Annotated in this window: 14 protein-coding genes; 8 read left to right on the top strand and 6 right to left on the bottom strand. The window is 70.7% G+C overall.

Annotated elements, in window-relative coordinates; translation table 11 throughout:
• Nucleotides 1–91: 91 nt before the first annotated feature.
• Nucleotides 92–3,142, top strand: coding sequence for an NPCBM/NEW2 domain-containing protein (locus AMK18_RS24120; protein ID WP_073864458.1), 3,051 nt, complete (start codon nt 92–94; stop codon nt 3,140–3,142).
• Between the two features lie 60 nt (nt 3,143–3,202).
• Here AMK18_RS24120 and AMK18_RS24115 read toward each other — a convergent pair whose 3' ends face one another.
• Nucleotides 3,203–4,339, bottom strand: coding sequence for a PAC2 family protein (locus tag AMK18_RS24115; RefSeq protein ID WP_073864457.1), 1,137 nt, complete (start codon nt 4,337–4,339; stop codon nt 3,203–3,205).
• 232 nt (nt 4,340–4,571) lie between these two features.
• Between AMK18_RS24115 and AMK18_RS24110 the strand changes: the two genes are divergently transcribed.
• The 5 genes from AMK18_RS24110 to AMK18_RS24090 all read left to right on the top strand — a co-directional run bounded on the left by AMK18_RS24110 (nt 4,572) and on the right by AMK18_RS24090 (nt 10,361).
• A complete protein-coding gene (locus AMK18_RS24110) occupies nt 4,572–5,909 on the top strand; it encodes an enolase C-terminal domain-like protein (protein ID WP_018103721.1) in 1,338 nt (445 codons plus the stop codon).
• Nucleotides 5,906–6,685, top strand: a complete 780-nt coding sequence (locus AMK18_RS24105; RefSeq protein WP_073864456.1) for an SDR family NAD(P)-dependent oxidoreductase — start codon at nt 5,906–5,908, stop codon at nt 6,683–6,685. Before AMK18_RS24110 ends, AMK18_RS24105 begins: the two co-directional genes overlap by 4 nt.
• Nucleotides 6,686–6,748: 63 nt before the next feature.
• Complete coding sequence (locus tag AMK18_RS24100) at nt 6,749–7,789, top strand: sugar ABC transporter substrate-binding protein (protein WP_073864455.1); 1,041 nt, start codon at nt 6,749–6,751, stop codon at nt 7,787–7,789.
• 2 nt (nt 7,790–7,791) lie between these two features.
• Nucleotides 7,792–9,312 (top strand): sugar ABC transporter ATP-binding protein, encoded by a 1,521-nt coding sequence (locus AMK18_RS24095; protein WP_073864454.1) that lies wholly within the window; start codon nt 7,792–7,794, stop codon nt 9,310–9,312.
• Nucleotides 9,309–10,361 carry an ABC transporter permease gene (locus AMK18_RS24090; protein WP_079199337.1) on the top strand — a complete coding sequence of 351 codons (1,053 nt, stop codon included), beginning with the start codon at nt 9,309–9,311 and terminating at the stop codon, nt 10,359–10,361. The genes AMK18_RS24095 and AMK18_RS24090 overlap by 4 nt, the downstream gene beginning before the upstream one ends.
• Nucleotides 10,362–10,469: 108 nt before the next feature.
• Here the strand turns inward: AMK18_RS24090 and AMK18_RS24085 are convergent, their stop codons facing one another.
• From AMK18_RS24085 to AMK18_RS24065, 5 genes are all read right to left on the bottom strand, one after another.
• Nucleotides 10,470–11,141, bottom strand: a complete 672-nt coding sequence (locus tag AMK18_RS24085) for a FadR/GntR family transcriptional regulator (RefSeq protein ID WP_073864453.1) — start codon at nt 11,139–11,141, stop codon at nt 10,470–10,472.
• 109 nt (nt 11,142–11,250) lie between these two features.
• Nucleotides 11,251–12,864 carry a glycerol-3-phosphate dehydrogenase/oxidase gene (locus AMK18_RS24080; RefSeq protein WP_018103727.1) on the bottom strand — a complete coding sequence of 538 codons (1,614 nt, stop codon included), beginning with the start codon at nt 12,862–12,864 and terminating at the stop codon, nt 11,251–11,253.
• A gap of 5 nt (nt 12,865–12,869) precedes the next feature.
• On the bottom strand, nt 12,870–14,411 hold the full coding sequence (gene glpK, locus AMK18_RS24075; protein WP_018103728.1) for a glycerol kinase GlpK: 1,542 nt from the start codon (nt 14,409–14,411) through the stop codon (nt 12,870–12,872).
• Nucleotides 14,412–14,453: 42 nt separating this feature from the next.
• Nucleotides 14,454–15,245 carry an MIP/aquaporin family protein gene (locus AMK18_RS24070; protein ID WP_073864452.1) on the bottom strand — a complete coding sequence of 264 codons (792 nt, stop codon included), beginning with the start codon at nt 15,243–15,245 and terminating at the stop codon, nt 14,454–14,456.
• A 239-nt stretch (nt 15,246–15,484) separates the two neighbouring features.
• Nucleotides 15,485–16,249: an IclR family transcriptional regulator gene (locus AMK18_RS24065; protein WP_198957079.1), complete on the bottom strand. Its 765-nt coding sequence runs from the start codon at nt 16,247–16,249 to the stop codon at nt 15,485–15,487.
• A gap of 240 nt (nt 16,250–16,489) precedes the next feature.
• Here AMK18_RS24065 and metH point away from each other — a divergent pair, with 240 nt between their 5' ends.
• Complete coding sequence (gene metH / locus AMK18_RS24060; RefSeq protein ID WP_073864450.1) at nt 16,490–20,002, top strand: methionine synthase; 3,513 nt, start codon at nt 16,490–16,492, stop codon at nt 20,000–20,002.
• A gap of 119 nt (nt 20,003–20,121) precedes the next feature.
• A complete protein-coding gene (locus AMK18_RS24055; protein ID WP_018103732.1) occupies nt 20,122–20,814 on the top strand; it encodes an HAD family hydrolase in 693 nt (230 codons plus the stop codon).
• The last annotated feature ends 152 nt before the right edge of the window (nt 20,815–20,966 follow it).

Genomic DNA, 20,966 nt, shown 5'->3' with positions numbered 1-20,966 from the left:
GACTTCGCCGGCCCCGGACTTCTTCATGAAGTTCGGGGCCGGTTCCGTTTTGTCCATGGTCAAATGCTCGGTGCTGCGCTAAAAGCGCTCTATGCAATCATCAACGCGCATCAGATCGGCGGTAGTTGCAGCGCTGCTGGGACTCCTCGCCGTACTCACCGGACCGGGCGCCGCCCGCGCCGACGACACGGCGGAGCCCGCCGGCACGACGGTCGGCGATCTCACCGGCTTCAAGGCCGACGGGGCCGTGTACCGCCTGACGGCGGGGGACGCCGCGGCCCGGGTCAGCTTCGTCTCCGAGGAGACCTTCCGCATCGAACTCGCACCCGACGGCACCTTCGAGGACCCGGCCGGCGACGCCATCGTGCTCCCGCAGGGCACCCCGCCCCGCACCCGCTGGAAGGAGCGCGGCGACCGCTACGAGCTGTCCACCCGGAGCGTCACCCTCCGTGTCTACAAGTCGCCTTTGCGGTTCGCCCTGTACCGGGCCGACGGCAGCCAGGTCTGGTCCGAGGCGAAGGGGCTGAGCTGGGACGCCGAGCAGACCACCCAGACCCTGGCGCGCGGCGCGAACGAGCAGTTCTACGGCGCCGGGATGCAGAACGGCCGGGGCAACACCTCGCACCGGGACAAGACCGTCGAGGTGGGCGTCGACTACAACTGGGACGACGGCGGCCACCCCAACTCGGTGCCGTTCTACCTCTCCTCGGCCGGCTACGGCGTCTTCCGCAACACCTTCGCGCCGGGCACCTACGCCTTCAACGACCCGGTGACCACCAGCGAGAAGGAGCGGCGCTTCGACGCGTACTACTTCGCCGGTGACAGCGCCAAGGACGTCATCGGCCAATACACGCAGCTCACCGGCAAGCCGTTCCTGCCGCCCGTCTACGGCATGGAGATCGGCGACGCCGACTGCTACCTGCACAACGCCAACCGGGGCGAGCGCCACACCCTGGACGCGCTGAAGGTCGCCGACGGCTACCTCGACAACGACATGCCCAACGGCTGGATGCTCGTCAACGACGGCTACGGCTGCGGTTACGAGAATCTCGCCGAGACCGCGAAGGGCCTCCAGGACCGGGGCATGCAGGCCGGGCTCTGGACCGAGGACGGCATCGACAAGCTCGGCGACCAGGTCAAGGCCGGGCAGCGCGTGGCGAAGCTGGACGTGGCCTGGGTCGGCGACGGCTACAAGTTCGCGCTCGACGGCTGCAAGGACGCGTACAAGGGCATCGAGGACAACAGCGACGCGCGCGGCTTCACGTACGCCCCCGAGAGCTGGTCCGGCGCGCAGCGCTGCGGGGTCCAGTGGTCCGGCGACCAGTACGGCACCTGGGACTACATCCGCTGGCAGATCCCGACCTACGCGGGCGCCACGATGTCCGGCCTCGCCTACACCACGGGCGACGTCGACGGCATCTTCGGCGGCAGCGCCAAGACGTACACCCGTGACCTCCAGTGGAAGATGTTCCTGGGAACCACGATGACCATGGACGGCTGGGCGGCCAGCGACAAGCAGCCCTTCCGCTACGGCGAGCCGTACACCTCCATCAACCGCGACTACCTCAAGCTCAAGGAGTCGCTGCTGCCCTACCAGTACTCCTACGCCCACGAGGCCACCAAGACCGGTGTCGGCATGGTCCGCCCGCTGGTCCTGGAGTACCCGGACGACCCGAAGGCCGCGACCGACGCCGCGAAGTACGAGTTCATGTCGGGCGAGGACTTCCTCGTCGCGCCGGTCTACGAGGACAGCACCGAGCGCGACGGCATCTACCTGCCGAAGGGCACCTGGACCGACTACTGGACCGGGCGCACCTACCAGGGCCCCGTCACCCTCGACGACTACAGCGCCCCGCTGGACACCCTGCCGCTGTTCGTGAAGGCCGGGGCGAGCGTGCCGATGTGGCCGGGCATCCGCTCGTACACCGACCGCACCGCCGACTCCCCGCTCGCCTGGGACATCTACCCGCAGGGCCGCTCCTCGTTCACGCTGTACGAGGACGACGGTGTGACCCGCGAGCACCGCGACGGCGCGTACGCCACGCAGACCGCCGACGTCCGCGCACCGTCCCGGGGCTCCGGCGACGTGACCGTGGACATCGGCGCCAGCAAGGGGGAGTTCAAGGGCAAGCAGAGCAGCCGCCCGTACGAGTTCACCGTGCACACCGGCTCCGAGCCGAGCGCGGTCCAGCTGGGGGGCAAGCTGCCCCGCCTCACCTCGGCGGCCGCGTACGCGAAGGCGAAGCAGGGCTGGTTCTACGACCGGGACGACCGGGGCGGCGTGGTGAAGATCAAGACCGCACCCCTGCCCACGGACCGGAAGTTCTCCGTGCGGCTCGAGCACACCAGCGCGGTCGGCGGCCGGAACGCCACCGCCACGGCCGCCGTCACCGCCCCGCGCGGCCAGGAGACCGGCGCGGGCGCCCCGAGCACCGTCGCCGTCGACGTGACGGCGGGCCGGGCCGACGTCACGGACGCGTCCGTCACGCTCGACGTCCCCGAGGGCTGGCAGGCCACCCCCGCCGCGCCCGTGAAGCGGATACCGGCGGGCACCACCCGCCGCGTCGAGGTCCGGGTCACCCCGGCGAAGGACGCGAAGGCGGGGGAGCAGCGGCTGACCGCCCTCGCCCGCTACCGGTCGGCGGGCGAGTCCCGCACCGCCACCGAGCGGCTGGCGGTCTCCGTCATGCCCGCCCCGCCCACCGGTGAGACCTGGGCGAGCGACATGGAGTGGCTGACCGCGACCAACGGCTACGGACCCGCCGAGCGCGACCGCAGCAACGGCGAGTCGGGCGCGGCCGACGGCCACCCGCTCACGCTGGCCGGGAAGACGTACGAGAAGGGGATCGGCACCCACGCCGACTCCGACATCGAGGTCTACCTCGGCGGCCAGTGCTCGCGGTTCACCGCGGACGCCGGCATCGATGACGAGATCAACGGGTACGGCGAGGTCGCGTTCTCCGTGGAGGCCGACGGCAAGGTGCTGTGGACCTCGCCGAAGGTGACCGGGGCGTCCGAGACCGTACCGGTCGATGTGGCGCTCGACGGGGCGCGGCACGTACGCCTGAAGGTCACGGACACGAACGGGTCCAAGACCGGTGACCACGGCGACTGGGGCGCGGCGCGCTTCATCTGCTCCTGAATGACGGTCACATCGCACAGGAGCCGGGCGGGTTCGCACCCGCCCGGCTCCGTGCCGCGCTCAGTCCTGCGAGTGGGGGCCGTCGGCCCCGTCACCGTCCGCCGGGCCGCTGTCCGGGCCGTCGCCGTCCGGCTCGTCGTCGGGACGGTTGTCGGCCCTGCTGCTGTCGCCCGAGCGGTCGTCGGGTCCGTCGGACGGCGGCTTCACGGGGTCGGGCTGTCCCGGCCCGCCCGGCTGTCCGGGACCGGCCTCCGGCCGGACCGGCTTCGGCGGTCTCGTCCGGCCGCTCGACGTGTCCCGCAGGTACGTCGCGTCGCCGCTCTCCGTGGCATGGCCGCCGGGCGGCGGCGCGGAGCCCGGTTCGCGGCGTCGGAGATAGCGCTCGAACTCGCGGGCGATCGCCTCGCCGCTCGCCTCGGGGAGCTCGGCGGTGTCCCGGGCCTCCTCAAGGGTCTGCACGTACTCGGCCACCTCGCTGTCCTCGGCGGCCAGTTGGTCGACGCCGAGCTGCCAGGCGCGCGCGTCCTCCGGCAGCTCACCGAGCGGGATGCGCAGCCCGATCAGGTCCTCAAGACGGTTCAGCAGGGCCAGCGTCGCCTTGGGGTTGGGCGGCTGCGACACATAGTGCGGCACCGCCGCCCACAGGCTCACCGCGGGCACCCCGGCATGGGTGCACGCCTCCTGGAGGATGCCGACGATGCCGGTCGGGCCCTCGTACCTGGTCTCCTCCAGGTCCATGGTGCGGGCCAGGTCCGGATCGGACGTCACCCCGCTGACCGGGACCGGGCGGGTGTGCGGGGTGTCGCCCAGCAGCGCACCGAGCACCACGACCATCTCGACGCCCAGTTCGTGCGCGAAGCCCAGCAGCTCGTTGCAGAACGAGCGCCAGCGCATCGACGGTTCGATGCCCCGGACCAGCACGAGATCGCGGGGCTTGTCCCCGCCGACGCGGACCACGGAGAGCCGGGTCGTCGGCCAGGTGATCTTGCGTACCCCGTTGTCCAGCCACACCGTCGGGCGGTTGACCTGGAAGTCGTAGTAGTCCTCGGCGTCCAGCGCCGCGAACACCTCGCCCTTCCACTCCCGGTCCAGATGCGCGACCGCTGTGGAGGCGGCGTCACCGGCGTCGTTCCACCCCTCGAACGCGGCCACCATGACCGGGTCGATCAGCTCGGGCACGCCCTCGAGCTCGATCACCCCAGCCTCCTTCCGAAGTTCCCTTGCGTACGGACCAACCTTACGGCCTGCGGCCTCCCGGACCGCAGCCCCCGTGCACGGCCGGGTGCTCGTCTGGTACAGCAGCGTACTGCCGATACATCCGAGCTGTTGGCGGAAGATTCGTACCTCTCTCTGGACTTGCGCCCTCGGAGGCGGCTATACATCGGATGACCGGAACAGAGGTCCGATGTTATTTCCCCTGGGGGCGCGCATGAGTCAGACCGTCACGGATTTCGAGGTCCACGACATCCGTTTTCCGACCTCGGAACAACTGGACGGCTCGGACGCCATGAACCCCGACCCCGACTACTCGGCCGCCTACGTCGTCCTGCGGACCGACGCCGCCGGTGCGGACGGCGAGCCCGTCGAGGGCCATGGCTTCTGCTTCACCATCGGCCGGGGCAACGAGGTCATGGCCGCCGCGATCGAGGCCCTGCGCCCCTATCTGACCGGGCGCCCCGTGCCCCGTACGGCCGACGCCCTCGGCGCCCTGTACCGGGACCTCACGCACGACTCCCAGCTCCGCTGGCTGGGCCCCGAGAAGGGCGTGATGCACATGGCGGCCGGTGCGGTGGTCAACGCCGCCTGGGACCTGGCGGCCAAGCTGGCGGGCAGACCCGTCTGGCAGTTCCTGGCCGGGATGACCCCGGAGGAGCTGGTCTCCCTGGTGGACTTCCGCTACCTCACCGACGCCCTCACCCCCGACGAGGCGCTGGCCATCCTGCGCGCCGCCGAACCGGGGCGCGCCGAACGCGCCGCCCGGCTGCGCGCCGAGGGCTACCCCGCGTACACCACCTCGCCCGGCTGGCTCGGCTACTCCGACGACAAGCTGGTCCGGCTCGCCAAGCAGGCCGTCGCCGACGGCTTCACCCAGATCAAGCTCAAGGTCGGCGGCCGGGTCGAGGACGACGTCCGCCGCATGGCGCTCGCCCGCGAGGCCGTCGGACCCGGCGTCCGGATCGCCGTCGACGCCAACCAGCGCTGGGACGTCGCCGACGCCGTCGCCTGGATGACCGCGCTCGCCCCGTACGACCCGCACTGGATCGAGGAGCCCACCAGCCCCGACGACGTGCTCGGCCACGCCGCCGTCCGCGCCGGACAGCCGGTCAAGGTCGCCACCGGCGAACACGTCGCCAACCGGGTCGTGTTCAAGCAGCTCCTCCAGGCCGGGGCCGTCGACTTCGTCCAGATCGACGCCGCACGCGTCGCCGGGGTCAACGAGAACCTGGCGATCCTGCTGCTCGCCGCCAAGTACGGCATCCCGGTCTGCCCGCACGCGGGCGGCGTCGGGCTCTGCGAACTCGTCCAGCACCTCTCGATGTTCGACTACGTCGCCGTCTCCGGGACCTGCGAGGACCGGGTGATCGAGTACGTCGACCACCTCCACGAGCACTTCACCGACCCGACCGTCATCGTGAACGGCCGCTACACCGCCCCGGCGTCCCCCGGCTTCTCGGCCAGGATGCGCCCCGAGTCCATCGCCGCACACCGCTACCCGCAGGGCCCCGTCTGGCAGGCCCGGCGCCACGACAAGGAGGAGAGCCGATGACCGGCACACGCGACTTCGAGGGGATGAACGCCCTGGTGACCGGCGGCGCCTCCGGCATCGGGGCCGCCGTCACCACCCTGCTCCTGGAACGCGGCGCCCGGGTCGCCGTCCTCGACCGGGACACCTCCGGCGCACCCCGGGGCGCCCTCGCCGTCGAGGCCGACGTCACCGACGACGCCGCCGTGCGCGCCGGGGTGGACCGGGCCGCCGCCGCCATGGGCTCCCTGCACACCCTCGTCTCCAACGCGGGCATCGGCGCCATCGGCACCGTCGCGGACAACGACGACGCCGAATGGGCCCGGGTCCTCGACATCAACGTCCTCGGTATGGTCCGGGCCGCCCGGCACGCCCTGCCGCACCTGCGCCGCGCGGCCGCCGAGCGCCCCGGAGCCGTATCCATCACGCACACCTGCTCCATCGCCGCGACCGCCGGGCTGCCCCAGCGCGCCCTGTACAGCGCGAGCAAGGGCGCCGTACTCGCGCTCACCCTCGCCATGGCCGCCGACCACGTCCGCGAGGGCATCCGCGTCAACTGCGTCAACCCGGGCACCGCGGACACCCCGTGGATCGGCCGGCTGCTCGACCGGGCGGACGACCCGGCCGCCGAACGCGCCGCGCTCAACGCCCGGCAGCCGCTGGGCCGGCTGGTCTCCGCCGACGAGGTGGCCGCCGCGATCGTCTACCTCGCCGGACCCGCCGCGGCCTCCGTGACGGGCACCGCCCTGGCCGTCGACGGCGGGATGCAGGGCCTGCGCCTGCGCCCCGCCGGCAGCTGAACCCGCACCCCCGCCAACGCCCACCGGGTCCGAGCCGCGACCCCACACAGGAACGGGACACCAATGAGAGTGCGTACGACGAGTGCGGCAGCCTGTGCCGTACTGCTGGCCGTCACCGCCCTCGCGGGCTGCAACCGCGAGTCGTCGGACGACGGGGCGGGCGGCGGCAAGGTCGGCATCGACCTGCCGCGCAGCGACAGCGACTTCTGGAACTCCTACCAGAACTACATCAAGAAGGGCGTCAAGGACGGCGAGGTCTCCGCGCTGCCGCTGACCAACTCGCAGAACGACATCGGCAAGCTCGTCGCCAACGTCCAGACCTTCACCGACCAGGGCGCCAAGGCCGTCGTGATGGCCCCGCAGGACACCGGCGCGATAGCCGAGTCCCTCAACACGCTCAACGAGAAGAAGATCCCCGTCGTCAGCGTCGACACCCGCCCCGACAAGGGCGACATCTACATGGTGGTGCGCGCCGACAACAAGGCGTACGGCACCAACGCCTGCAAGTACCTCGGCGAGCAGCTGAAGGGCAAGGGCAAGGTCGTCGAGTTCCAGGGGGACCTGTCCTCCATCAACGGCCGCGACCGCTCCGAGGCGTTCAAGGCGTGCATGGACAAGGACTACCCGGGCATCCAGGTCTTCGAGCTGGCCACCGACTGGAAGGGCGACGTCGCCTCCGCGAAGCTCCAGTCCACGCTGGCCGCCCACCCCGACATCAACGGCATCTACATGCAGGCCGGCGGCGTCTTCCTGCAGCCCACCCTGGCCCTCCTGGAACAGAAGAAGCTGCTCAAGCCCGCCGGTGCGGACGGCCACATCACCATCATCTCCAACGACGGCATCCCCGAGGAGTTCGACGCCATCCGGGCCGGGAAGATCGACGCCACCATCTCCCAGCCCGCCGACCTGTACGCGAAGTACGCGCTGTACTACGCGAGGGCGGCCCTCGACGGCAAGACCTTCAAGGAGGGCCCCACGGACCACGACTCCACGATCATCAAGATCTCCAACGGCTACGAGGACCAGCTCCCCGCACCCCTGGTGACCAAGGAGAACGTGGACGACCCGAAGCTGTGGGCCAACCAGCTGGAGAAGAAGAGCTAGCCATGGACGCTCAGGCACCACCACCCGCCGTACAGGCGGAAGGCGTCGTCAAGCGCTTCGGTCCGACCGTGGCGCTCGACGGGGTGAAGCTGACCGTGCGGCCCGGCGAGTCCCACGCGCTCGTCGGCCGCAACGGCGCCGGCAAATCGACCCTGGTCGGCGTCCTCACCGGCCTCCACAAGGCGGACGCGGGCACCGTCACCTTCGGCGGCGAGCCCGCCCCCGCCTTCGGGGACACCACGGCCTGGCAGTCCAGGGTCGCCTGCGTCTACCAGAAGTCCATGGTCGTCCCCGACCTCACCGTCGCCGAGAACCTCTTCCTCAACCGGTTCGAGGAGAACGCCCGCTGGATCAGCTGGGGCAGGCTCCGCAAGCGGGCCGAGCGGCTGCTCGCCGCGTACGGCGTGGAGGTCGACCCGAACACCCGGGCGCGTGATCTCGCGGTCGAGCAGCGGCAGTTCGTGGAGATCGCCCGTGCCCTGTCCTTCGGCGCCCGCCTCATCGTCCTGGACGAGCCGACCGCCCAGCTCGACGCCCGGGGCATCGCGCGGCTCTTCGACAAGCTCCGCGAACTCCAGTCCCAGGGCGTGGCGTTCCTCTTCATCTCGCACCACCTCCAGGAGGTGTACGAGCTGTGCACCGCGGTCACCGTCTACCGCGACGCCCGCCACGTCCTCACCGCCCCCGTCGCCGAGGTCGCCAAGGAGGACCTGGTCGCCGCGATGACGGGCGAGCAGGCGGCCGGTGCCACCGCCTGGCACGCGGCCGGTGACGCGGCGCCCGACCCCTCGGCCGAACCCGTTCTGAGCACCGAACGGCTGAGCCTCCCGGGCCGGTTCGAGCCCCTGGACCTCCAGGTGCGCCCCGGTGAGGTGCTGGGCCTCGCCGGGGCGGCGGCCAGCGGCAACACCGCCGTCGGTGAGGTGCTGGCCGGGATGCGCAAGGCGGGCGGCGGCACGGTCCGGGTGCGGGGCAGGGCCGTACGGGCGGGCAGCGTGCCGGACGCGCTGGCCGCCGGGATCGGCTACATCCCCGAGGACCGGCACGACCAGGGCCTCGTCCCGGAGCGCAGCGTCGCGGAGAACGCCACGCTGACGGTCGCCGACCAGCTCGGCCCCTGGGGGACCGTCCTGCCCTCCCGTACAAGGCAGTTCGCCCGGTCCATGATCGCCTCGCTGGACATCAAGACCCAGGGCCCCGAGCAGCCCGTCTCCGGGCTCTCCGGCGGGAACCAGCAGAAGGTCGTCGTCGCCCGCGCGCTGGCCCGCGACCCCAGCGTCCTCGTGGCGGTCCGGCCCACGGCGGGCGTGGACGTCAAGTCCAAGGACTCCCTGCTCGGCGTCGTACGCCGGGTCGCCGACGCGGGCAACGCGGCCGTCGTCGTCTCGGACGAGCTGGACGACCTGCGGGTCTGCGACCGGGTCCTCGCCCTCTTCCACGGGCGGGTCGTCGCAACGTTCGACAGCGGGTGGACCGACGGGGAACTCGTCGCCGCCATGGAAGGTGTGGGGGAGAAGGAATGACCGGCACGGTACGGCCGTCCACGGCCGACGACTTCGACACGGAGCTGAAGGGCTCCCCGGGCGGGGACACCCCGCTGAGCAGGCTCAAGCTGATCCGGTGGAGCGATTTCTCGCTGGTGCCGGTGATCCTGGTGCTGATGCTGATCGGCTTCATCGTCTCGCCGGTCTTCCTCACCTCCGACAACCTGATCAGCGTCGTCCAGCAGTCCTCCGAGCTGAGCCTGCTCGTCCTCGGCCAGGCGCTGATCCTCATCTGCGGCCGGATGGACCTCTCGCTGGAATCCACGATCGGCATCGCGCCGGTCGTCGCCATGTGGCTGGTGCTGCCCACCGACGGCGGCCGCTTCGCCGGCCTCGGGCTGCTCCCCGCCTGGTCCGCGATCCCGCTCTGCCTGCTGGTCGGCCTGGCGATCGGCGCCGTCAACGGCTTCCTGATGCTGAAGCTCCGGGTCAACGGCTTCATCGCGACGCTCGGCATGCTCACGATGCTGCGCGGCCTCCACATCGGCATCACCGAGGGCAAGTCCATCACCGATGTGCCGGAGTCCTTCCGCTACCTCGGCAAGAGCGAGTGGTTCGGGGTCCCGGCCGCCGTCTGGATCTGCCTGGTGCTCTTCGCGGCCGGCGGCGCCGCGCTCGCCTGGCTGCGCCACGGACGCGCGCTGTACGCGATCGGCGGCAACCCGGAAGCGGCCCGCGCGGCCGGTATCCGCGTCGACCGCGTCACCTGGATCGTCCTCGCCGTCGGCGGCCTGCTCGCGGCCTTCGCGGGCATTCTCTACACCGGCCACTACGGGGCGGTCGCCGCCACCCAGGGCGACGGCTGGATCTTCCAGGTGTTCGCCGCCGCGGTGATCGGCGGCATCAGCCTCAAGGGCGGCCGCGGCACGCTGTTCGGCGCCCTCACCGGCGTACTGACGCTCCAACTGGTCGTCAACGTCATGACCCTGGGCGGCGTCCCGGCCCTCTGGAACCAGTTCCTGAACGGCGCGATCATCATCGTGGCCCTGGTCATCTCCCGCTTCGCAAGCGGCGAGAAGCAGGACTGAACCTTTTGGTCCTCAATCGCCGGACGGGCTCCTTCAGCCCGTCCGGCGCTTCTTTTCAAGCCCCTCCGGCGATTGAGGAGCGGGGCCCGGGGCGGAGCCCCGGAACGGTCACAAGGTCGACCGCAACCACTGCTCCACGCTAGCCACATGCACCGTGGCCCACGCCCGCGCAGCCTCCGCGTCCCCATCCCGCAACGCCGCCAGAATCGCCCGATGCTCATGCAGCGTCCGGCTCACCGCGTCCTCCTGCGTCAGCCCGCGCCACACCCGCGCCCGCGTCGTCGGCCCCGACAGGCCGTCCAGCAGCGAGCAGAGCACCGAGTTGCCCGACGCCTGCACGATGCCCCGGTGGAAGTCCAGATCGCAGGCGACCAGCTCCTCCACCGAAGGCCGCTCGCCCAGCGCGTCGAGCTGCGCGCTCAGCGCATCCAGCTCCTCCTCGCCGATCCGGCTCGCCGCCATAGCCGTCGCGGCCGGCTCCAGGATGCGGCGTACCGCCAGGAACTCCAGCACGGTGTCGTCGCGGTGGAAGTCCACGACGAAGCTCAGTGCCTCCAGCAGCAACTGCGGGTCGAGACTGGTCACATACGTGCCGTCGCCCTGGCGGACGTCGAGAATGCGGATCAGCGACAGCGCGCGCACCGCCTCCCGCAGCGAGTTGCGGGAAAGCCCCAGCTCCGAGGCGAGTTCGCTCTCCTTGGGGAGACGATCGCCGGGCCGTAGCGCACCCGAGACGATCATTCCCTTGATCTTCTCGATGGCCTCGTCGGTGACAGCCATGGGCGACCTCCAGACATCCGATGTATCGCCCCATTATGCGGCCACGACAAGGGCCGGTACGACCGTCGGACCAACTCGTGGTCCGCCGGCCGTACCGGCCCGTCCGCGCTCAGCCGCGCCGCTCGCCGAGCACCTTCTCCACACCCGCCCGGACCTCGTCCGTCGCCAGGCCCCGGATCGTCAGCGTCGTCCGCCGCCGCAGCACGTCGTCCGCGGTCTCGGCCCACTCGTGGTCCCGGGCGTACGCCACCTGCGCCCAGACCTCCGGCGCGTCCGGGTGGATCCGCTCGGCCAGCGCCGGGTTCTCGTTGGCCAGCCGGGCGATGTCGAACGCGAGCGAGCCGTAGTGCGTGGCCAGGTGCCGCGCGGTGTCGGGGGCCATCCGGGGACCGGGCGTCCCGCCGTCCACCAGCAGCCGGTGCGCCACCGCGTTCGGGGATGCGATCCCGGGCAGCGGCAGCTTCCTGGGCAGCCGGGACATCGGCTCCATGTCCTCCGCCAGCGGGTGCCCGGGCAGCGCGGCCAGCTTGTTCATCACCGTACGGCCGATGTGGCGGAAGGTCGTCCACTTGCCGCCGGCCACCGACAGCATCCCGCCCCGGCCCTCCGTGACGACCGTCTCGCGCTTGGCCTTCGAGGTGTCGCCGGGGCCGCCCGGCAGCACCCGCAGACCGGCGAAGGAGTACGTGATCAGGTCCCGGGAGAGCTGCTGGTCCCGTACCGAGAACGCGGCCTCGTCCAGGATCTGCGCGGTGTCCTTCTCGGTCACCGCGACATCCGCCGGGTCGCCCTCGTACTCCTCGTCCGTCGTGCCGAGGAGCAGCATGTCCTCCCAGGGCAGCGCGAACGTGATGCGGTACTTGTCGATCGGCGTGGCCAGCGCGGCCTTCCACGGCCGGGTCCGCTTCAGCACCAGGTGGGCGCCCTTGGACAGACGTATGGAAGGCGCCGCGTTCGGGTCCTCCATCTTCCGCAGGTGGTCCACCCACGGCCCGGTCGCGTTCAGCACCAGCCGGGCGGTCACCCCGAACTCCGTACCGTCCATGGAGTCCCGCAGCTCCGCGCCCGTCACCCGGCCCCGGGTGAAGCGCAGCCCGGTCACCGCCGCGTGGTTCAGCACCACCGCGCCCGCGTCGACGGCCGCGCGGACCGTCATCAGCGCCATCCGCGCGTCGTTCATCTGGTCGTCGCCGTAGACCGCGACGGCCTTGAGGTTGTCCGTACGCAGCTCCGGCACGTCGCGCGCCGCCCGGGACGGGCTGATCACATGGCCGACGCCGTCGCCGAAGGCGGACAGCGCCGAGTACGCGAACACGCCCGCGCCGAGCTTCGCCGCGCCGTGCGGCCCGCCCTTGTACACCGGCAGGTAGAAGGTGAGCGGGTTGGCCAGGTGCGGGGCGACCTGGCGGGAGACCGCACGGCGCTCGAAGTGGTTCTCCGCCACCAGCTTCACCGCACCGGTCTGCAGGTAGCGCAGGCCGCCGTGCAGCAGCTTGGAGGAGGCGGAGGAGGTGGCGCCGGCGAAGTCACCGGCGTCCACCAGGGCCACCCGCAGTCCGGACTGCGCGGCGTGCCAGGCGGTGGAGATGCCCAGGATGCCGCCGCCGATCACCAGGAGGTCGTACGTCGCCTTGGAGAGCTGCTCCCGGGTCTCGGCACGGCTCGGGAGGGAGCCGGAGGCCGGATGCGTCCCGAGTGCGGGGACGCTCTGCAGGGTGGTCATGTTCTCTACTCCTCGTCGTCCAGCCAGCCCATGGTGCGTTCCACGGCCTTGAGCCAGCTCTTGTACTCGCGGGCGCGGGTGTCCGCGTCCATGCGGGGGGTCCACTCGGCGGCCCGGCGCCAGTTGGCGCGCAGCGCGTCGGTGTCCGGCCAGAAGCCGACGGCCAGGCCGGCGGCGTAGGCGGCGCCGAGGCAGGTGGTCTCGGCGACCATCGGCCGCACCACGGGCGCGTCCAGGAAGTCGGCGAGCGTCTGCATCAGCAGGTTGTTGGAGGTCATGCCGCCGTCGACCTTGAGCGCGGTCAGCTCGACGCCGGAGTCCTTGGTCATGGCGTCGCTGATCTCACGCGTCTGCCAGGCGGTGGCCTCGAGAACGGCACGGGCGATGTGCGCCTTGGTGACGTACCGGGTGAGACCGGCGATGACACCGCGGGCGTCCGGGCGCCAGTACGGGGCGAACAGGCCGGAGAACGCGGGCACGAAGTACGCGCCGCCGTTGTCCTCCACCGAGGAGGCCAGGGTCTCGATCTCGGCGGCGGACTGGATCAGCCCCATCTGGTCGCGCATCCACTGCACCAGCGAACCGGTGACGGCGATCGACCCCTCCAGGGCGTACACCGCCTTCTGGTCGCCGATCCGGTAGCCGACGGTCGTCAGCAGCCCGTTGTACGAGTTGACGGGCGTCTCGCCGGTGTTGATCAGCATGAAGGTGCCGGTGCCGTACGTGGACTTGGCCTCGCCCTCGGCGAAGCACGTCTGGCCGAACAGCGCCGCCTGCTGGTCGCCCAGCGCGGAGGCCACCGGCACCCCGTCGAGCACGCCGCCCTTGGTGGCGCCGTACACCTCGGCGGAGGAGCGGATCTCGGGCAGCACGGCCATGGGCACGCCGATGGACGAACAGATCTTCTCGTCCCACTGCATGGTGTGCAGGTTCATCAGGAGCGTCCGCGAGGCGTTGGTGACGTCGGTGACGTGCACGCCGCCGTCGGTGCCGCCGGTCAGGTTCCAGATGACCCAGGAGTCCATGGTGCCGAAGAGGATGTCGCCGCGCTCGGCCCGCTCGCGCAGCCCCTCGACGTTGTCGAGGAGCCAGCGGACCTTGGGCCCGGCGAAGTACGAGGCGAGAGGCAGCCCGGTCTCACGGCGGAAGCGGTCCTGGCCCACGTTGCGGCCGAGCTCCTTGCAGAGCCCGTCCGTACGGGTGTCCTGCCAGACGAGGGCGTTGTGGACGGGCTCACCGGTGTGCTTGTCCCACAGCAGGGTGGTCTCGCGCTGGTTGGTGATGCCGATTGCCTTCACGTCGGCGGCGGTGATGCCCGCCTTGGAGATCGCCCCGGCGACGACTTCCTGGACGTTCTCCCAGATCTCGGCCGCGTTGTGTTCGACCCAGCCAGGCTTGGGAAAGATCTGCTCGTGCTCCTTCTGGTCGACGGAGACGATCCGCCCGTCCTTGTCGAAGACGATGCAGCGGCTGGAGGTCGTGCCTTGGTCGATGGCCGCGATGAACGGCCCTGCGCCGTGGCTGCCGGTGGTGTGTGCGTCGGTCACGGTGTGCTCCCGGAGGTCTGTGCGGTGTGGGGTGAGGGCGGATCAGGCGAACGCGAGGTTGTAGAGGCCGCCCGCGAGTGCGCCGCCGATCAGCGGGCCGACGATCGGGACCCATGCGTAGCCCCAGTCGGAGCCGCCCTTGTTCGGCAGCGGAAGCAGCGCGTGCACGATACGCGGACCGAGGTCGCGGACCGGGTTGATCGCGTAGCCCGTCGGCCCGCCGAGCGACAGGCCGATGCCGACGACGACCAGGGCGGTGATCAGCGCGCCCAGCGTGCCGAGCCCGTTGCCGTCGTCGTTGAGGCCCTGGGTGAGGATGGCGAGGACCAGCACGACCGTGGCGATGACCTCGGTGAGGACGTTCTGCACGGCGTTGCGGATCTCGGGGCCCGTCGAGAAGACACCGAGGACCGGTCCCGCCTTGGGGGCGGCGGCCTGGTCGACCATGCCCTCCTCACCCGAATGGGCGCGCAGGATCTCCGGATCGGTCAGGTGCGCCCGGAACTGCCCGTAGTAGGTCAGCCAGACCAGCACCGCGCCGATCATCGCGCCGAGCAGCTGAGAGGCCAGGTAGAGCGGTACGTCGCTCCACTTGGTGCCGCCCTCGATGGCCAGGCCGATGGTGACGGCGGGGTTGAGATGCGCCCCCGACACGCCGCCGGCGAGATACGCGCCGGTCAGTACCGCGAAGCCCCACCCGAAGGTGATGGCGACCCAGCCGGCGTTCTGCGCCTTCGAATGCTTGAGCGTGACGGCGGCACAGACACCGCCGCCGAGCAGGATGAGTACGGCGGTACCGATGGTCTCGCCGATGAAGATGTCGGAGCTGGACACCCGCGACTCCTTTGTCCTTCGTCCAGGAAGCCGAACCCCGGGTCCCTCCGGTGGTCCGCGCCCTCGTGTGAGGGCTTGGCCGGCCCTAGGCACCGTCACACCCTAACGCGAATATCCGTTAAGTGTTCGACAATGCCGACCGATGAACGGCAGTGTTTCTCCCGGGTGAAGGCAGCGTCAAGAGGGATGTGACGTACGAATCGATCGTTACGGGAAAGCCGGCCGGGTACCCGGGCGGCTCAGAAGCGACGGGCGCCCAGGTCCCGCGAGACCGCGCGGGCGCAGTCACGGACCGCCGCGACCAGCTCCGGGCGCAGCTCGCCGTCCTTGCAGACGCGCTCCACCGCACCCGTGACGGCTATGGCCCCCACCGGCATCCGGCGCCGGTCGTGGATCGGCGCGGCCACCGCGGCCACGCCCTCCCAGGTCTCCTCCACGTCGGACCCCCAGCCCCGGGCCCGTACGAGGTCGAGCACCGCCTCGAACTCCTCGGCACCGGTCACCGTCCGGGGCGTGAACGGCTGCCGCTCGGCCTCCATGGCCTCGGTGTGCGCCACCGGGTCGTACGCGGACAGCACCTTGCCCAGGGCCGTGGAGTGCAGCGGCTGCATGGCGCCCACCTCCAGCACCTGGCGGCTGTCGTCGGGCCGGAAGACGTGGTGGACGATGAGGACGCCCTGCTGGTGCAGTACGCCCAGATGGACGCTCTCGCCGCTGGACCGGGCCAGGTCGTCCGTCCAGACCAGGGCCCGGGCCCGCAGCTCGTGCACGTCGAGATAGCTGTTGCCCAGGCGCAGCAGCTCCGCGCCCAGCTGGTAGCGGCCCGAGGCGGCGTCCTGCTCCACGAAGCCCTCGTGCTGGAGCGTGCGCAGGATGCCGTGTGCGGTGCCCTTGGCCAGGCCCAGTGAGGACGCGATGTCGGACAGCCCCAGCCGCCGCTCCCCGCCTGCCAGCAGACGCAGCATCGCGGCCGCCCGCTCCAGCGACTGGATGTTCTTGGCCATCGCGCCGTACTCCTCCACCTTGTTCGACAATGCTGAACACTATCGGCCGATGCCGACCCGTGCTCGACCGCGGGGGAATTCCGCAGCACCCCGTGACACCGGAACCGCCCCCGTCATCAGGATGCCGTCCGGCTCGTGGGACAGAGTGACGGCCCTGGTCGCGGCCCGGCTACCCTGGCCGGGTGCGCCTTCCGCCGAAGACGCAAAGCCGACAGCCGTCGCATCCCAGGGAGTACATCCATGGCCTCGTCGCCGACCCCTTCCGCCGACAGCCGGAACCGATCCGCAGCCCTCCGTGAGGCACTCGCCACCCGTGTGGTGGTGGCCGACGGCGCGATGGGCACCATGCTCCAGGCCCAGGACCCCACGCTCGCGGACTTCGAGAACCTCGAAGGCTGCAACGAGATCCTGAACCTGACCCGGCCGGACATCGTGCGTTCCGTGCACGAGGCGTACTTCGCCGTGGGCGTGGACTGTGTCGAGACGAACACCTTCGGTGCCAACACGGCGGCGCTCGGCGAGTACGACATTCCCGAGCGGGTCCACGAATTGTCCGAGTCCGGCGCGCGCATCGCCCGCGAGGTCGCCGACGAGTACACCGCGTCCACCGGCGAGCAGCGCTGGGTCCTCGGCTCGATGGGCCCCGGCACCAAGCTGCCGACCCTCGGCCACGTCCCGTACGCCACCATCCGCGACGGCTTCCAGGCGAACGCCGAGGGCCTGATCGCCGGCGGCGCCGACGCGCTCATCGTCGAGACGACCCAGGACCTCCTCCAGACCAAGGCCGCCGTCCTCGGCGCCCGCCGCGCCCTGGACGCCCTGGGCAGCGACCTCCCGCTGCTGTGCTCCCTGGCCTTCGAGACGACCGGCACCATGCTCCTGGGCTCCGAGATCGGCGCGGCCCTGACCGCCCTGGAACCCCTCGGCATCGACATGATCGGCCTGAACTGCTCGACCGGTCCGGCCGAGATGAGCGAGCACCTGCGCTACCTCACCCGGCACTCCCGCATCCCGCTGCTCTGCATGCCCAACGCCGGACTGCCGGTCCTCACCAAGGACGGCGCGCACTTCCCGCTGGACGCCGAGGGTCTGGCCGACGCGCAGGAGACGTTCGTCCAGGAGTACGGCCTCTCGCTGGTCGGCGGCTGCTGCGGTACGACCCCGGAGCACCTGCGCCAGGTGGTCGAGCGCGTACGGGGCACGGTCCCGGGCGCCCGCGACCCGCGCCCGGAGCCGGGTGCCGCCTCGCTCTACCAGACCATCCCGTTCCGGCAGGACACGGCGTATCTGGCGATCGGTGAGCGTACGAACGCCAACGGGTCGAAGAAGTTCCGGGAGGCCATGCTCGAAGGCCGCTGGGACGACTGCGTGGAGATGGCCCGGGACCAGATCCGTGAGGGCGCGCACATGCTCGACCTGTGCGTGGACTACGTGGGCCGCGACGGCGTCACCGACATGGACGAGCTGGCCGGCCGGTTCGCGACCGCCTCCACGCTGCCGATCGTGCTGGACTCCACGGAGCTGCCCGTGCTCCGGGCGGGCCTGGAGAAGCTGGGCGGCCGCGCGGTCCTCAACTCGGTCAACTACGAGGACGGCGACGGCCCCGAGTCCCGCTTCGTCAAGGTCACGCAGCTGGCCGCGGAGCACGGCGCCGCGCTGATCGCGCTGACGATCGACGAGGAGGGCCAGGCCCGCACCGCCGAGCACAAGGTCGCCATCGCCGAACGGCTCATCGCGGACCTGACCGGCAACTGGGGCATCCACGAGTCGGACATCCTCATCGACACCCTGACCTTCACCATCTGCACCGGTCAGGAGGAGTCCCGCAAGGACGGCATCGCCACCATCGAGGCCATCCGCGAGCTGAAGAAGCGCCACCCCGACGTGCAGACCACGCTCGGCCTCTCCAACATCTCCTTCGGCCTCAACCCGGCCGCCCGCGTCGTGCTGAACTCGGTCTTCCTGGACGAGTGCGTCAAGGCGGGCCTGGATTCGGCGATCGTGCACGCGTCGAAGATCCTGCCGATCGCCCGCCTGGAGGAGGAGCAGGTCAAGGTCGCCCTCGACCTGATCTACGACCGCCGCGCCGAGGGCTACGACCCCCTGCAGAGGCTCATGGAGCTGTTCGAGGGCGTCAACATGAAGTCGATGAAGGAGGGGAAGGCGGAGGAGCTGGCCGCTCTTCCGTTGGACGAGCGTCTTCAGCGCCGCATCATCGACGGCGAGAAGAACGGCCTGGAGGACGACCTCTCCGAGGCGCTGACCACTCGCAAGGCCCTGGACATCGTCAATGACACGCTGTTGGAGGGCATGAAGGTCGTCGGCGAGCTCTTCGGCTCCGGTCAGATGCAGCTGCCGTTCGTCCTCCAGTCCGCCGAGGTCATGAAGAGCGCGGTCGCCTACCTCGAACCGCACATGGAGAAGTCGGACGCCGAGGGCAAGGGCACGATCGTGCTGGCCACCGTCCGGGGTGACGTCCACGACATCGGCAAGAACCTGGTCGACATCATCCTGTCCAACAACGGGTTCAACGTCGTCAACATCGGCATCAAGCAGCCCGTCTCCGCGATCCTGGAGGCCGCCGAGGAGCACAAGGCCGACGTCATCGGAATGTCCGGCCTCCTCGTCAAGTCCACGGTGATCATGAAGGAGAACCTGGAGGAGCTGAACCAGCGCAAGCTGGCCGCCGACTACCCGGTCATCCTCGGCGGCGCCGCCCTCACCCGCGCCTACGTCGAACAGGACCTCCACGAGATCTACGAGGGCGAGGTGCGCTACGCGCGCGACGCCTTCGAGGGCCTGCGCCTCATGGACGCGCTCATCGCCGTCAAGCGCGGTGTCCCCGGCGCCACCCTGCCCGAGCTGAAGCAGCGCCGCGTCCCCAAGCGCGACACCCCGGTCCTGGAGGTGAACGAGCCGGAGGAAGGCGTGCGCTCCGACGTCTCCGTCACCAACCCGGTCCCCACCCCGCCGTTCTGGGGCAGCCGGGTCGTCAAGGGCATCCAGCTCAAGGAGTACGCCTCCTGGCTGGACGAAGGCGCCCTCTTCAAGGGCCAGTGGGGCCTCAAGCAGGCCAGGGCCGGTGACGGACCCACGTACGAGGAGCTCGCCGAGAGCGAGGGACGCCCGCGGCTGCGCGGCCTCCTCGACCGGCTCCAGACGGACAACCTCCTCGAAGCGGCCGTCGTCTACGGCTACTACCCCTGCGTCTCCAAGGGCGACGACCTCATCCTGCTCCACGAGGACGGCTCCGAACGCACCCGCTTCACCTTCCCCCGCCAGCGCCGCGGCCGCCGCCTGTGCCTCGCGGACTTCTTCCGCCCCGAGGAATCCGGCGAGACGGACGTCATCGGCCTCCAGGTCGTCACCGTCGGCTCCAGGATCGGCACCGAGACCGCCAAGCTCTTCGAGGCCAACGCCTACCGCGACTACCTGGAGCTGCACGGCCTCTCCGTCCAGCTCGCCGAAGCCCTCGCCGAGTACTGGCACGCCCGGGTCCGCTCGGAGCTCGGTTTCGCGGGCGAGGACCCGGCGGACGTCGAGGACATGTTCGCCCTGAAGTACCGGGGCGCGCGCTTCTCGCTCGGCTACGGCGCCTGCCCGGACCTGGAGGACCGCGCCAAGATCGCGGACCTGCTGCAGCCGGAGCGGATCGGCGTCCACCTCTCCGAGGAGTTCCAGCTCCACCCCGAGCAGTCGACCGACGCGATCGTCATCCACCACCCCGAAGCGAAGTACTTCAACGCGCGGTAAGACTCCGTTCGACGCGTCGTAGCCGATCACGTCGTACACTGGTCGGTCCAGCGCAGGCCGGTCGCCCATCCTCCGGGACGGGTGGCCGGCCTTCTCGTCCCTCATGGAAGGTGTGCCGGATGACCAGTACGGTTCCCGCGTCCCTGACCCGCACGGCGGAGGGCGCTGCCCTCCAGGCCGTCTTTCTCGACATGGACGGCACCCTGGTCGACACCGAGGGCTTCTGGTGGGACGTCGAGGTCGAGGTCTTCGCCGGCCTCGGCCACCGGCTGGACGAGGCATGGCGCGACGTGGTCGTCGGCGGGCCCATGTCCCGCAGCACCGGATACCTCATCGAGGCGACCGGCGCGGACATCACCCTCGAAGAGGCCGCCGTACTGCTCAACGACCGGTTCGAGAAGCGCATCGGCAACGGGGTGCCGCTGATGCCCGGGGCCGCCCGCCTCCTCGCCGAACTGCGCCGCCACGAGATCCCCACCGCCCTCGTCTCCGCCTCGCACCGCCGCATCATCGACCGGGTCCTGGACTCCGTGGGCCACCACCACTTCGCGCTCACCGTCGCCGGCGACGAGGTCACCCGCACCAAGCCGCACCCCGAGCCCTACCTCACCGCCGCGCGCGGCTTCGGCGCCGATCCCCGGCTGTGCGCCGTCATCGAGGACACCGCGACCGGGGTGGCCGCCGCCGAGGCCGCCGGCTGCCGGGTGGTCGCCGTGCCCTCGGTCTCCCCGATCGCGCCCGCCGAGGGCCGAGTGGTCGTGGGATCGCTGGAAGAAGTGAATCTCACATTCCTTCGGAGCCTCATCAACTGAATGCGCCGGTGCGGGCACCGAGAGTATTCCTGTGAATGAAGGGAAAAGCTCTCGCGGCGGCCGTGCGAAAGAATTCCGCGCACGACCCCCGTCCCATATTGCGGAACGGGCCCGCTAATGTATTTCTCCCTGAACCGATGAGGGAGAACGGC

Origin of the sequence: Streptomyces sp. CB01249 (assembly GCF_001905735.1) — a bacterium.
Taxonomy (GTDB): domain Bacteria; phylum Actinomycetota; class Actinomycetes; order Streptomycetales; family Streptomycetaceae; genus Streptomyces.
Note: the sequence above shows the minus strand (reverse complement) of the source record. Positions and strands in the feature narration are given on the sequence as shown.

Bases quoted from the DNA above. Each gene is read 5' to 3' on its own strand.
- AMK18_RS24120 (WP_073864458.1), top strand. From the start codon at position 92: ATGCAATCATCAACGCGCATCAGATCGGCGGTAGTTGCAGCGCTGCTG.
- AMK18_RS24110 (WP_018103721.1), top strand. From the start codon at position 4,572: ATGAGTCAGACCGTCACGGATTTCGAGGTCCACGACATCCGTTTTCCG.
- AMK18_RS24105 (WP_073864456.1), top strand. From the start codon at position 5,906: ATGACCGGCACACGCGACTTCGAGGGGATGAACGCCCTGGTGACCGGC.
- AMK18_RS24100 (WP_073864455.1), top strand. From the start codon at position 6,749: ATGAGAGTGCGTACGACGAGTGCGGCAGCCTGTGCCGTACTGCTGGCC.
- AMK18_RS24095 (WP_073864454.1), top strand. From the start codon at position 7,792: ATGGACGCTCAGGCACCACCACCCGCCGTACAGGCGGAAGGCGTCGTC.
- AMK18_RS24090 (WP_079199337.1), top strand. From the start codon at position 9,309: ATGACCGGCACGGTACGGCCGTCCACGGCCGACGACTTCGACACGGAG.
- AMK18_RS24085 (WP_073864453.1), bottom strand. From the start codon at position 11,141: ATGGCTGTCACCGACGAGGCCATCGAGAAGATCAAGGGAATGATCGTC.
- AMK18_RS24080 (WP_018103727.1), bottom strand. From the start codon at position 12,864: ATGACCACCCTGCAGAGCGTCCCCGCACTCGGGACGCATCCGGCCTCC.
- AMK18_RS24065 (WP_198957079.1), bottom strand. From the start codon at position 16,249: ATGGCCAAGAACATCCAGTCGCTGGAGCGGGCGGCCGCGATGCTGCGT.
- metH (WP_073864450.1), top strand. From the start codon at position 16,490: ATGGCCTCGTCGCCGACCCCTTCCGCCGACAGCCGGAACCGATCCGCA.
- AMK18_RS24055 (WP_018103732.1), top strand. From the start codon at position 20,122: ATGACCAGTACGGTTCCCGCGTCCCTGACCCGCACGGCGGAGGGCGCT.